Source organism: Bacillus sp. V5-8f, assembly GCF_002863565.1.
In the GTDB taxonomy this organism is placed as follows: Bacteria; Bacillota; Bacilli; order Bacillales; family DSM-1321; genus Peribacillus.
Window position 1 is genome coordinate 386,471 of record NZ_PGUW01000001.1, and the last position, 12,438, is coordinate 398,908.

Genomic DNA, 12,438 nt, shown 5'->3' on the forward strand with positions numbered 1-12,438 from the left:
ATGAAAAAACCAATGTAGGTTTAACATTGGTTTTTTCATTATCGTTCTTTAGTAAACAAAACCAATTTTATTTATAATAAGGTTCCCCGTAATAAGTAAACAACATTCGATGCATCGCCATCATAGAAGAATACCCAACACGTTAGTTCTTTCTTAAATTCAACCGGAATACTTGCCTAGCTCCCCGTTCCTTATGTCGTCCGCTGATATGGCTTTAACATCTACATTCCAGTCTTTATATGCCAAATGTGGATGCTGTTCCTCCATATAATGTCTAAATACTTTAATCACGCTCATGTTATTGCTCGCTCCCCTTATAGGTTGATAAAAATGGAAAAAGGAGAAGATAAATCATCGTCACTGGATGATTTATCTTCTCCCTGCTTTGTAAAGTGCCTAACCACTTCATTATTCATTTGAATTTGTATCGATTCATTTTACGGTCATTAGCTATCGTAATTTTATTGATTAGCAAATGCAAAAGCTGTTTTCTCTGTTCGTCTGTAAAAAGCCTGCGGAATTAGTTCCGTAGGCTTTCGATTATATGAAAATTCAGCGATGAGACTGTAGAATTAGCTTAATGCTTTTACTAAAGCTTCTCCAAATTCTTTAGCGCCATCTGGACCATCACCAGTGATAATATCATCATGAGCAATAACATGTTTTTCAACATATGTTACTTTATTCGCTTTTAATTGGTCTTTTTGTACATCTACTGGATAGCAAGTTGCTTCTCTTCCAGTAAGTAAACCCGTTTTAGCTACAGTAACCGCACCTGCACAAATTCCTGTTACAAGAACTTTATTAGTATACGCTTGTTTCAAGTAGTCTTGTAATTCTTGATTTTCCCATAGATGATCGTTCGTACCAGATCCACCAATAACAGATACAACATCATAGTCAGAAGCAAAAACGTCTGAGAAAATTACCTCAGCAGTTGCTTTACCTTCATAATCCCCTATGATTTCACCTGTTTTTGTACTTGCAATTGTCACATCAATTCCGTTGCTTTCCAATTCCGCTTTTGGTTGAAATAATTCGTCTTCATTGAAACGTTCTGGTGGTATAATTAAAAGTGCTTTTTTACTCATTTGTAGTTCCTCCTCATTAATGAAAAAGATTTGCCGGTAAGACGACCATTTCATTCTACTGCTTGTTTTCTTCACTGTGAAGAATGCACTTTTTTGTAAGGAGGTTACCGACAGGTTACAATTGATACAAATAAGGAGGTAAGAATTTATGCCAGATACATTTAGAGATGAAGTTAAAGAAAAGATCATAAATGGTGATTATAATTGCGAAAAAGAACTTACCTTATCAATTATAAGTGGGAAATGGAAAATTGTTATTTTATGGCATTTAGGGGTAGAAGGACCACATCGATTCAGTGATCTCCAAAGGCTTTTTCCAAAAATTTCTCATAAAATATTAATGAATCAATTAAGAGAACTGATGGAAGATGGAATAGTTCATCGCGAAGTTTATCCAGAAGTTCCACCGAAAGTAGAATATTCCATGACTGAATTGGGGATGACTTTACTTCCTATCGTTGAAATGATGTACGAATGGGGAAAAAATCGGATAGCAGAAATCATAAAAGAAATGGATATTTCGGAATTAAACAATTAAGCATAAGCTTACTGGTACATCGGTACTTATCGATGGTGGAGCTCATTTAATCTAATCCCGCGATATCAAATTCGACTGATTAATTGATTTAGAATAGAACTGATAGGGATGACTCAAAGTGCAGATACTTTGAGTCATCCCTGTCTTTTTGTTTTTAAGGCTTCAGGACGAATTTAATGCATTCGTCCGCATGGTTGTAAAAGGTGTTGTACGCGTTATGCGCCTGATCGAGCGGCACTTTATGCGTGATGATCTCCGTCGGATCGAACTCGCCTGCCATAATTTTTTGATACAGCATCGGCATGTAATGAATCACGGGCGCCTGTCCCATGGTCAGCTTCACGTTTCGTTCCCAAATGTTTCCGAACATGAACTGGTTGTATTTAGAACCGTATACCCCCGTAATCTGAATCGTGCCGAATTTCCGCACCGCATTCATCGCGATGTTGATCGGGCTGAGCGTTCCGCCAACCAGCTTGGCCTTCTGCTCTTCCTCCTCCAATGGCGTCTTCTTGCCGTCCATTCCGACGCAATCGATGACGATATCCGCACCCCCGCCCGTTATTTCTTTTATATGCAGCCCCATGTCTTGGAAATCTTCAAAGTTGAAGATTTCGACGTTATTCATTTTTTTGGCATGGTTCAGCCGGTACGGGAGATTGTCGATCGCGATGACCCGTTTGGCCCCTTTCATCCAGGCGAATTTTTGCGCCATCAAGCCGACAGGGCCGCATCCGAGCACCACCACCGTATCCCCCTGCTTCACGCCGCCATTGTCCACGCTCCAATAGGCCGTCGGCAGCACGTCGGACAGGAACAGGAGCTTCTCATCCTCCAATTCGCATGACTCCGGAATAACGAAAGGCATGAAATTGCCGTACGGCACGTAAAGCAATTCGGCTTGTCCGCCCGGATAATTCCCGTAACGTTCGGTAAACCCAAAGTAAGCTCCCGTATCCACTTGGGGATTGGGGTTGGAGTTGTCGCATTGGCTCTCCATTTCATGCTGGCAGTAATGACAGCTGCCGCACGAGATATTGAACGGGAGCACGACCCGGTCCCCTTTTTTGACCTTTGTAACCTCAGGGCCCACTTCTTCGACGATGCCCATCGGTTCATGTCCGACCACGTATCCGGTTTGGGCTTGAATCGCCCCCTGGTATATATGGAGATCGGAACCGCATATGGCGGTCGAGGTGATCCTGACGATAATCCCGTCTTTTTTCTGAATCGTAGGATCCGCGACCTGCGTCACTTGCATGTTCTTCACGCCATTGAAAGTTACAGCCTTCATAATCAACCTCCTGTTATGGCATGCCTTGAATATGCATGCTGCTTCTATTATGGAAGTGGAGAGTGAGGATTATACATTCGATGTACGGTATTTTCGACAGCCGCGGAGCGCCTAAGAACAAGAAAGGAGACGGAAGACGAAGCGTTAATGAATACCGCATGGAGTCACTTTCGTCTGTTTGAAGCCGCTCACCGAAATAGCATATGGCAGGGCGATGTGCAGCACACGCTTTATCACCCGGATCCGGAAAAACCAGGCAAGAAGGCGATGGCCTATCTGGTTATTTTCATTGACGATGCCTTATGTAAAGATTTACATAAGGCATCATCGATAAAGGCGACAAGATACACTTGTTTCTTCATTCCGTTTGGATTATGAGGAAAGAATCACCATATGTTCCTAATTGGTTAATACTTGACCAACCAAGCAGACCTTATTTTGGTGAAGAAGATAAAAAAGAAAAAAAGAATGGAATGATGTAATCCATACAGATAGGGCTAATATTAAAATAGCAATGAAACTATTGGACAATTTTATTACTTATATAAATAAAGACCTGCATAAAGATTTTCAGATTATTGTTTTAGAGCATATCCCAAAGTCAATTTGGCAAGAGTCAAAACTGAAAAACTTCCATCTTGTTGATAAAGAATTTAAGGATGGCAATGCTCTTATTAGATTCGATGATACGGGTAATCCATATTAAAAAAGTTTTAACATTTAATTTTAAAAAGGCATAAATAAAATTTATCTGCCTTTTTAACGATTAATTAGATATTTAAGCTTCATTTTTTTATAAGGTTTGCAGTTACTTATGGTACGGTTCCCCCCGATTAATCCGAAACGCCCGGTAAACCTGCTCCACCAAAATTAACCGCATCAGCTGGTGTGGAAAGGTCATTCTAGAAAATGAGAGAGCTTCATCCGCCCGCTGCATGACAGACTTGCTTAATCCCAATGAACCGCCAATGACAAATACCACTTTGCTTTTTCCGTAAGTCGCAAGCTTGTCCAAGGTATCAGCCAGTTCCTCCGATGATTTCATTTTCCCTTCAATCGCCAGAGCGATCACATGGGCATCAGCACTGATCTTGCTGAGAATTCTCTCGCCTTCTTTTTCTTTAATTTGCAACATTTCCACGTCACTTAACGTTTCAGGTGCCTTTTCATCGGCAAGTTCTATGATATCGACCTTTGCATAAGACGATAACCTTTTCAAATATTCATCAATTCCTTGTTTCAAGTATTTTTCTTTTAGTTTACCAACCGTTACAATTGTGATATTCACATTTCATCCCCACTTTACAAACAACTTATCCACATAACTTATCCACATATCCACATTTTCTATCCACATGTTGTATGCGAATATTAGTTCCCTACCATATATACCGCCATGTTTCGACAATATTCACAGCTTGTTGATAATTGCTTTTCCTTTGGAACTTCATTTAAAGTAGGATAGGTTTCATGCTCATCAACTATTGTATCCAAGGCTACTTCCACATGTTCCTGGCAGCAATAAATCATCTAAAATCTACTCCTTTGGTTTATTAATAGCTTTTTCATCGGTTTATCCACATTAACAGTTTTCAACGTTTTCTTTCCGTTTATCCACAATGTATCGTAACAAAACCCCGAAAAGGCAGCAACCCAAAGTCAAACCTCAAATCAAAAAAACAGGAAGCCGAAGCCTCCTGTTTTTTTACATGCTCTCTCCCGATAGCCGGAGCGTAGTATTGTGTTTTTTTCCGTCCCTATAATAAGTAACCTTGACATCATCACCGATTTTCTTATCGTTGTATAGGTATTTTCTCAAGGCAACCACATCATCAATTTTCTTTCCATCCAACTCGACAATAACATCAAATTCCTTTAAACCTGCTTTGGATGCCGGTGAACCAATTTGTACGCCTGTAACGGCCACACCACTTGTAACATTGCTAGGCAGATTCAAAGTGTTCTGCTGATGGTAGTGGGAAATTTCCTCTACAGACGCCAGATTCACACCCATGTATGGGCGTTTTACTTCACCATATTTCTCAATATCTGAGATAATAGGGATGACTGAATCGATTGGAATCGAAAGGCCAATTCCTTCAACCGCTTCCTGCGCAATTTTCATGGAATTGATTCCAATCACCTGTCCATTTAGATTGACCAAGGCACCTCCGCTGTTCCCTGGGTTGATTGCCGCGTCTGTTTGGATTACCTCAGCGTTCCAGTCCACTTCCCCATCCTGGTTAATATCAATTTCGATCGTACGCTCTAAACCTGAAATGATCCCCTGGGTAATCGATCCAGAAAATTGAAGTCCAAGTGGGTTCCCTATGGCAAGAACCGGTTCGCCAGGCTTCAATGCTGCGGACTTTCCAAATTCAGCAACTGTTTTAACCTTATCGCTATCTGTTTCAACTACTGCAAGGTCAGTCCAAGGATCGCTTCCTCTTATTTTTGCAGGAATTTTAGTTCCATCTTGCAATGTCACTTCAAGCTCATTTGCACCTTCGATTACATGGTGGTTTGTTACAATCCATGCCTTTCCGTCTGCTTTTTTATAAACAACCCCGGAACCGGTACCGGCTTCATTTGCATCCTGTCCTCCACCCTGGCTCCAAAAGTCCGAACGCTGTATATTCGTAATGCCCACCACAGCCCCGCTTGCTTTATCAACAGCTTTCGTAACCGCTGTATTAACGTCAACAGTTACATTCTGTTTAATTCCATTTGTGTCCGTTTCACGCCCGGCTGCATCCTCGGTAGCAGTGCTTTCGTCATCTCCAGCTAAATTGCCGATCCCAAGCCTAGGAAAGGCGACCATCACCAAAAGAGCACCAATAATGATCCCCGCCAAAGCAGCAAGGAAATAGCCTTTACGACTCCCTCTGTTTCGTTGGCTTCGATTTTCATAGTCCTGATCATAATATCCCAAGCTTGATCAACCCTCTCCATTCAAAATCAAACAATAATAATCCCTAGTGATTATTTATACCCCTAATTATACTCATTGAACGGAAAATTTCTAAAAAAAAGAACCGTGAGAAGCTGCCCAATTCTCATAAAAAAAGGAATGAAGAGCATAAGCTCCCATTCCTTTTTATCACACACTTACCAGTTCCGTTGGCTTTTTAGGATCGGTATCGTACAGTGAGAATTGCTCACCAATGGCAATGCCCCTCGACTGGAGAGTCTGTTCCACTGACATCCTTGCTAAATCCTTCATATTGTTATCAAGGCTTAAATGCGCCAAATAAATTCGTTTTGTTTTGTCCCCTGCAACTTCACTCATGGCAATGGCCGCGTCCTCATTGCATACATGCCCTACATCACTTAAGATTCTCCTTTTTACACTCCAAGGGTATTTTCCCATTCGCAGCATTCCCACGTCGTGATTACTCTCAAAAATATACACATCAGCATTGGAGATCATACCTTTCATCCGGTCGCTCACATAGCCTGTATCCGTAATCAGCGCAATCTTCTTATCGCCCTGGTGGAAAATATAAAACATCGGTTCAGCGGCATCATGAGAAACACCGAAAGATTCAATCTCCAGGCTTCCGAACGTCTTCACCTGCTCCATCCCAAATGTGAACTTTTGTTCTAGCGGGATTTCACCAATGGACCGTTCCATCGCTTGCCATGTGTTATCATTCGCATAAATTGGAAGATTGTATCTTCTTGCCACAACGCCTAAGCCTTTAATGTGATCACTATGTTCATGGGTGACAAGAATGCCTGACAGCTTAGACATATCTCGCCCAATCTCTGAAAAAAGAGCTTCCATTTGTTTGCCGCTTAGACCTGCATCCACAAGAAATGAATGGTCCTCTGTCTCCACATAAAAGGCATTTCCTGTGCTCCCGCTGGCGAGTACACTAAAATGCATGGTCATGAAATTCACTCCAGTTGTATTTTTTCTTCTGTATCCAATTCAATGACTTCCCCATCAAATGCCTTCACAAACATATCCTTGCCGTTTACGGAAATACGCCAGGTTGGTGTTAACAAATAAGAAGAGGAGGAAGATTTAAGAAGACTATAATAGCCAAGCTCCACGTCCTCATTCGTTATTTCTGTATTTTCTGGTAGAGCACCTTTACTGTATAGCGCTACTATCGCTTTGTTTACCGGCAAGATTTCTTCCTTTTTGTTCATCGGTTTGATATTTTCCAGATACGTTTGTTCATAGCTGACGATTTCCCGTTTCTCATTCAGTCTCAATACCAATTTTGCATTTGTATTATTATAGAATGTTTTGTTGCCGTAGCTTTGATAATAAATAATCGTATTGTTACTCCTATCAAACTCCCAGAACTTATAGCTTTGTCCTTCGTAAATATTCTCTTTCAGGAATTCAGCAAGTTGATTAGGGTCAAAGTCTTTGCCTACAATAGTCGTTTTCTTTAAAGTGGCAATTAGCCTTGTTTTGTTATCAAAAAACCATTCCTGATTTTTATCATCCTTGATATCTTCCTTTGAAAACTCTTTTCTTTTTGCCATTAGGATACTTTCTTTTACCGGTTCGTTCTGCACATCGGGAATAGTAATCTGCTCTTGCTTCATTTGCTCTTCCGTTGAAGTTACCGTTAAATAATCCATTTGGTTTGTTTTCTTCTTTTCAAGAAATTGATAGAGAAGAAAAATATCAAGAACAAGGAATACCATGATAAAAATTGTCTTTGTTTTACTCCAGTCCAACTTTTCCACCTACCGGTTCTTTTATCGGCAAAACAGTCCATGCACCGCCATGCAGGTAGAACCAGGAAGGTTCCAGCACTATTAATTTTGGCTCCTGCGGATCCCTTGATAATTGATAACCAATGCGTATATCTTCCAAGTCCAACAATTCAATATTGCTATTTTCCGTGAATTGCTGCAGGACCTGTTTTCCGGAAGGAAGGTTGGTTTTACGCGAATTTTCCGTTTCAATCGGAAAGTCAATAGTAAAGTAGGGCCTACGGAAACGATAAATTTCCTCACCGCCCCATGTCTGTTCAATTTCAGACATTCCTTGTTCATTAAAGACCGGGTATCCACTCTTAAATAACCGGAATACTACCTTCTGCTGTTCCTCACTAAGGGCAGAATAGCGGAATTCAATATTGGATTTCCCGTCATTATTGTAATGATCTTCCCATCCACCATGATTGCTTACATAATCGATGCTTTTTTGGAGAAGATCATCCACCGGGGCCACCTCATTCAAATAATTCCTTTGGGCTGGGTTCACAAATTCAATCGTTGAGAAATCTTGGAATTCCGAGAGAAGCTTTGAACCATCTGTATATTCCTTTCCCCGTGTAACAGGTTCCTGCACAACTTTATCCGGGTTCGTAAAAAGGGTATCTATAAAGCTTTCATCAATATCCATATAGTCGATGTAATATTTGAACTGATTTAATTGAGTAGGTTCCTTTGGCAAGAAAATCATGCGGTTTGCAATCTCTTGAGAGATGTATTCCGGATACTCATTCGCCCGGCTTGCAAATGTAGTGTTAAAGTTTTTCAAATGGGCGGTACTTACCTGTGATTGATACACTTTTTTTAACTCATAGTCGATGAAATAAACCTTTCCTTCAATCAAGCCTGGCTCTGTTTTAAAAATGATCCGGTCGAACAACATGTTAGGAAATTCCTTGTCATCAATATTCAAAAGCGATTGATACACATTCAAGGGAACATGATCGGGAAAAACCACTTCCGTATTTCCCTCTGCATGAACAAAAGAGAGGAATTTCTTCTTCCCCACAAACTGTGAGACATCTTTAAAATTATATAGAGACCATTTGCCAATTGCTGATTGTATGCTGTTTATTTCGCCCAAATCACTGGTTTGAAAGTGTTTTCCACCTTTATGGAAGATTATGCGGTCAGGTTTTACCACTTCTGAGATTTCTTGTTTTTCACTATCGTCTTTTACAAATTCATTCTGGTCAATTTTCTTTAATTCGGGCTGGTAGGTCCATATATTCCAAGTCAATAACGCACTGGCAGCTACTAAACCAGTTAAAATGATATTTTTTGCCCCCTCAAAGCTCATGACCACTCATCCTCTTGTTCTTGCTCATAAGGAAGGGTAAAGAAGATGGTTGTACCTTTTCCTTCCTTACTTTCTGCCCATATTTCCCCATCATGGGCCTCTACCATTTCCTTGGCGATCGCTAATCCCAACCCGGTTCCCCCGAGATTCCTGGCACGTGCCTTATCAACCCGGTAGAACCTTTCAAATATTTTACTAAGATTGTTCTTTGGTATTCCTACTCCCTGGTCGCTAATGCTGACTACGATTTTTTCCGATTCCTCTTTAATCCGGAACGTAATTTTACCGCCTTCTGGTGAGTATTTAATCGCATTAGAAATGATATTGTAGAGCACTTGGGTGATTTTATCTTCATCAATATCTACAAAGTAGGAATGAGACGGTATCTCCCGGTGAAACGTTATATGCTCCTCTATCGTCATTTCAAAACGGTCAATGATATGGTCAAAGAACTTGGTGAAATTTATCCAGTCCTTGGAAAGCTTGTAATCCTTACTGTCCATTTTCGACAACTGCAGCAAATCATTTACAAGCCGGATCATCCGCTCTGTTTCATTTTGGGTGACACTCAAAAAAGAGGGTGCAAGCGATTCATCCTTCCAAGCGCCATCCGCCAGTGCCTCCAGGTAGCTTCTCATCGTTGTAAGCGGCGTCCGCAACTCATGGGAAACATTCGCGACAAATTCACGTCGTTCATCCTCAATTTTTTCCTGTTCCGTTATATCATGAAGGACCGTAATCAACCCATTTACAAAACCCGTTTCTTTTTGAATCACAGAGAAATTGGCGCGTAAAATATATGGTTCTACATGAGTACTGTAATCCAGGATCACTGATTCTCTTTCTTCTAATAGCTCATCAAAGGTGTACCTTTCCTCTAGGCCAAGGAGTGTGATAATTGGCTGGGATAACACTGTTTCACGTGAAACATCCAGCAATTTTGCCGCAGGTTCATTAATGAGGATCACTCTTCCTCTCCGGTCTGTGGCAATTACTCCATCAGTCATATACGCGAGCACCGAGGAAAGCTTCCGCCTCTCACCTTCTGTAGTTGAATTGGCATCCTGCAATTTCCTGGTCAGGTTATTAAAAGTGATGGCTAACTGCCCGATTTCGTCATTGCCGTATACTTTTACTTTCCTTGAATAATTTCCTTTGGCGAGCGCCAGTGCTTGTTTACGCATATCAGACATCGGCCTGGTAATAGTCCGGGCCAACAAGATACCAAGAATCGCAGTAATTCCAAGAGCAATAGCCGTTCCGGTAATGAAAATTTGATTGATTTGTTTCATTAATTCGTACACGGTCTCCATGTCAGCAATCGAATAAACGATCCCGATAACCTTATCATCCTTATCCTTTATCGGGGTGGCAAGAATCCACATACGATTGCCCGTTTTTGGATCACGCTTCGTTTCATCTTCAGCATTTCCCAAGGCATGTGCTCTTTTCACCAAGGTCTCGGTAGTTTTCTTGCCTACGATGCCTTGATTATCATTTTTCGAAGTACCAATAACCCTGCCGCTGCTGTCAATGACTCGCACTTCATCGAGATCAGAAGAAGGATTATCCTCTAGAATCGTCCGGATATTTTCCCTATATCTAGCTTCTTCAGCCTCATCTGGTACCCCGGTTTGCAAATAGGTTCTCATTTCTTCCCCAAGGCTGTATGTGAGAAGGTTAATATTATCAGAAGTCGAACTTTTAAAATTATTAACCAATTTGTTTTCGAGGCCTTGCACAAAATATACACCGATGATTTGCATCGCAACCAGAATAAGCAACACATAGATGAGTACAAATTTTAAGTGTATAGAACGGAAAAAGCTTACCTTTCTCATCTGGCTACTCCTGTTCAGGATTGCGGAGGTAATATCCTACCCCTCTTCTTGTCACGATCCAGCCGGGATGACTTGGATTATCCTCGATTTTTTCTCGAAGCCGGCGCACGGTAACATCCACTGTCCGCACATCCCCGAAATAATCATACCCCCATACCGTTTGAAGCAAATGTTCTCGGGTCATTACCTGTCCAATATGTTTTGCCAAATAATGAAGTAACTCAAACTCACGATGGGTCAATTCAATCGTTTCGCCCCTTTTAGACACGACGTAAGCATCAGGATGGATTACTAGAGTGCCAATTGCAATCTCCTTTGGTTCTTCCTCAGATTCAGGAGCGGGAACCGATGCCTGGCGTCGCAGGTTTGCCTTCACACGGGCAATGATTTCACGGGTACTGAACGGTTTTGTCACATAATCATCCGCCCCAAGCTCTAGCCCAAGTACCTTATCAATTTCAGAGTCCTTTGCTGTAAGCATGATAATTGGTATTTCATATTTCTTCCGGACTTCACGGCAGACTTCCATGCCATCGCGCCCCGGCAGCATGATATCTAGTAAGATAAGGTCCGGTTGAATCTCATCCACCAGCCGGATTGCGTCATTTCCGTCATGCGCACATGTAACCTCATAGCCTTCCTTCTTTAGGTTAAACTGCAAGATATCCGCAATTGGTTTTTCATCATCTACAACAAGAATTTTCTTTTCCATGGATTTTCCCCTTTAAATAGATTCTGCAATATAGAAAGATGGCCCATACCTTTAACAGGGCCGCTGGTAAATTTCAGTTAAACGTCTTCATCTTTTATAAAAGACAAAGACGCATGTTCTCTATTCTACTTTATCATTTTATACGTGTGAAATCATCTTTAAGGAAGGTGATTTATCCAAAATAGAATATTTACCAGTTTTATAAATTTCAGTTCTTCTCTGAAAACTTCCAATACACTTTGGGGGCCTGATTATTCCTTTATTGGGGGGCAATGAGAAAAGAGGCAAAATAAAAAACGCCGAATGGGCGTTTTATTTAAAAGATGGCTCAGGACGGAATCGAACCGCCGACACAAGGATTTTCAGTCCTTTGCTCTACCAACTGAGCTACTGAGCCAATATAAGATTTTTGTTTATCTAAATGAAGCTTGATTTTTTTCCTTTGTCCCCAACTCAGAAAGTTATGCAAGAAGCAGTTCGTTGGGTACAACTCAAAGGGTAATCAAGATGCTTATGCTAGTTGTTCTACCAACTATGTGCTCCATTTACCTCTTTCCAAGAAGTAAATTCCGCAACTCGTAGAATTTTCATAAACGCTTTTCTCGTAGCTACTGAGCCATATATAAGAGTTTTTTTGGTAAGCTTATATAACATATATTCTCTTTTGGAAAAATAAATGGCGGTCCCGACGGGAATCGAACCCGCGATCTCCTGCGTGACAGGCAGGCATGTTAACCGCTACACCACGGGACCAAACTTTTTATATAATGATGTCTAGCTAAAGTGCCTAGCCCTTCGAGGTCATAAGCCTTGCAGAGGATGTGCTGACGTCGACGTTGCCACAGGACGTGGCAGAAGTTAGTCGACGTTCCTTAATTTGAGGCACTTCCGCTTTTTTAGTGACCCCTACGGGATTCGA

The 12,438-nt window shown here is 41.2% G+C and carries 13 protein-coding genes, 2 tRNA genes and 1 pseudogene; 3 read left to right on the forward strand and 13 right to left on the reverse strand.

Features of this window, described 5'->3' with window-relative positions; all coding sequences use genetic code 11:
• Positions 1-159 precede the first annotated feature (159 nt).
• A complete protein-coding gene (locus CUU64_RS01705; RefSeq protein ID WP_180954422.1) occupies positions 160-297 on the reverse strand; it encodes a hypothetical protein in 138 nt (45 codons plus the stop codon).
• 275 nt (positions 298-572) lie between these two features.
• The gene (locus tag CUU64_RS01710; RefSeq protein ID WP_101631537.1) at positions 573-1,091 is read right to left on the reverse strand and encodes a DJ-1/PfpI family protein; all 519 of its coding nucleotides are present in this window, start codon (positions 1,089-1,091) and stop codon (positions 573-575) included.
• Positions 1,092-1,239: 148 nt separating this feature from the next.
• Here CUU64_RS01710 and CUU64_RS01715 point away from each other — a divergent pair, with 148 nt between their 5' ends.
• Positions 1,240-1,629, forward strand: coding sequence for a winged helix-turn-helix transcriptional regulator (locus CUU64_RS01715; protein WP_101631538.1), 390 nt, complete (start codon positions 1,240-1,242; stop codon positions 1,627-1,629).
• Between the two features lie 154 nt (positions 1,630-1,783).
• On the opposite strand, the gene CUU64_RS01720 is transcribed toward CUU64_RS01715, so the two are convergent.
• Entirely contained in the window at positions 1,784-2,923 is a 1,140-nt protein-coding gene (locus tag CUU64_RS01720) for a zinc-dependent alcohol dehydrogenase (RefSeq protein ID WP_101631539.1), read from the reverse strand.
• 147 nt (positions 2,924-3,070) lie between these two features.
• Here CUU64_RS01720 and CUU64_RS01725 point away from each other — a divergent pair, with 147 nt between their 5' ends.
• Both CUU64_RS01725 and CUU64_RS23035 read left to right on the forward strand, forming a co-directional pair.
• A complete protein-coding gene (locus CUU64_RS01725; protein ID WP_101631540.1) occupies positions 3,071-3,301 on the forward strand; it encodes a hypothetical protein in 231 nt (76 codons plus the stop codon).
• A pseudogene (locus tag CUU64_RS23035) lies at positions 3,298-3,629 on the forward strand (DUF3732 domain-containing protein). Before CUU64_RS01725 ends, CUU64_RS23035 begins: the two are co-directional and overlap by 4 nt.
• A 102-nt stretch (positions 3,630-3,731) precedes the next feature.
• On the opposite strand, the gene rlmH reads toward CUU64_RS23035, so the two are convergent.
• The 10 genes from rlmH to CUU64_RS01785 form a co-directional block, all read right to left on the reverse strand.
• A complete protein-coding gene (gene rlmH, locus CUU64_RS01740; protein WP_101631543.1) occupies positions 3,732-4,211 on the reverse strand; it encodes a 23S rRNA (pseudouridine(1915)-N(3))-methyltransferase RlmH in 480 nt (159 codons plus the stop codon).
• An 83-nt stretch (positions 4,212-4,294) separates the two neighbouring features.
• Positions 4,295-4,453, reverse strand: a complete 159-nt coding sequence (locus CUU64_RS01745; protein WP_101631544.1) for a CxxH/CxxC protein — start codon at positions 4,451-4,453, stop codon at positions 4,295-4,297.
• Positions 4,454-4,628: 175 nt separating this feature from the next.
• The gene (locus tag CUU64_RS01750; protein WP_101631545.1) at positions 4,629-5,855 is read right to left on the reverse strand and encodes a S1C family serine protease; all 1,227 of its coding nucleotides are present in this window, start codon (positions 5,853-5,855) and stop codon (positions 4,629-4,631) included.
• Positions 5,856-6,023: 168 nt separating this feature from the next.
• Positions 6,024-6,818, reverse strand: coding sequence for an MBL fold metallo-hydrolase (locus tag CUU64_RS01755; protein WP_101631546.1), 795 nt, complete (start codon positions 6,816-6,818; stop codon positions 6,024-6,026).
• Positions 6,819-6,823: 5 nt separating this feature from the next.
• Positions 6,824-7,624: a two-component system regulatory protein YycI gene (locus CUU64_RS01760; RefSeq protein ID WP_101631547.1), complete on the reverse strand. Its 801-nt coding sequence runs from the start codon at positions 7,622-7,624 to the stop codon at positions 6,824-6,826.
• Positions 7,611-8,966: a YycH family regulatory protein gene (locus CUU64_RS01765; RefSeq protein ID WP_101631548.1), complete on the reverse strand. Its 1,356-nt coding sequence runs from the start codon at positions 8,964-8,966 to the stop codon at positions 7,611-7,613. The genes CUU64_RS01760 and CUU64_RS01765 overlap by 14 nt, the downstream gene beginning before the upstream one ends.
• Positions 8,963-10,807 carry a cell wall metabolism sensor histidine kinase WalK gene (gene walK / locus CUU64_RS01770; RefSeq protein ID WP_101631549.1) on the reverse strand — a complete coding sequence of 615 codons (1,845 nt, stop codon included), beginning with the start codon at positions 10,805-10,807 and terminating at the stop codon, positions 8,963-8,965. The genes CUU64_RS01765 and walK overlap by 4 nt, the downstream gene beginning before the upstream one ends.
• A gap of 4 nt (positions 10,808-10,811) precedes the next feature.
• Positions 10,812-11,519 carry a response regulator YycF gene (yycF, locus tag CUU64_RS01775; RefSeq protein ID WP_101631550.1) on the reverse strand — a complete coding sequence of 236 codons (708 nt, stop codon included), beginning with the start codon at positions 11,517-11,519 and terminating at the stop codon, positions 10,812-10,814.
• A 324-nt stretch (positions 11,520-11,843) separates the two neighbouring features.
• Positions 11,844-11,916 (reverse strand) — tRNA-Phe (locus CUU64_RS01780).
• Between the two features lie 280 nt (positions 11,917-12,196).
• A tRNA-Asp gene (locus CUU64_RS01785) sits at positions 12,197-12,272 on the reverse strand.
• Between the last annotated feature and the right edge of the window lie 166 nt (positions 12,273-12,438).

Excerpts from the sequence above, each read along its gene's own strand:
- CUU64_RS01710 (WP_101631537.1), bottom strand. The coding sequence starts at position 1,091 with ATGAGTAAAAAAGCACTTTTAATTATACCACCAGAACGTTTCAATGAA.
- CUU64_RS01765 (WP_101631548.1), bottom strand. The coding sequence starts at position 8,966 with ATGAGCTTTGAGGGGGCAAAAAATATCATTTTAACTGGTTTAGTAGCT.
- CUU64_RS01720 (WP_101631539.1), bottom strand. The coding sequence starts at position 2,923 with ATGAAGGCTGTAACTTTCAATGGCGTGAAGAACATGCAAGTGACGCAG.
- CUU64_RS01745 (WP_101631544.1), bottom strand. The coding sequence starts at position 4,453 with ATGATTTATTGCTGCCAGGAACATGTGGAAGTAGCCTTGGATACAATA.
- CUU64_RS01715 (WP_101631538.1), top strand. The coding sequence starts at position 1,240 with ATGCCAGATACATTTAGAGATGAAGTTAAAGAAAAGATCATAAATGGT.
- walK (WP_101631549.1), bottom strand. The coding sequence starts at position 10,807 with ATGAGAAAGGTAAGCTTTTTCCGTTCTATACACTTAAAATTTGTACTC.
- CUU64_RS01725 (WP_101631540.1), top strand. The coding sequence starts at position 3,071 with ATGAATACCGCATGGAGTCACTTTCGTCTGTTTGAAGCCGCTCACCGA.
- CUU64_RS01705 (WP_180954422.1), bottom strand. The coding sequence starts at position 297 with ATGAGCGTGATTAAAGTATTTAGACATTATATGGAGGAACAGCATCCA.
- CUU64_RS01755 (WP_101631546.1), bottom strand. The coding sequence starts at position 6,818 with ATGACCATGCATTTTAGTGTACTCGCCAGCGGGAGCACAGGAAATGCC.
- yycF (WP_101631550.1), bottom strand. The coding sequence starts at position 11,519 with ATGGAAAAGAAAATTCTTGTTGTAGATGATGAAAAACCAATTGCGGAT.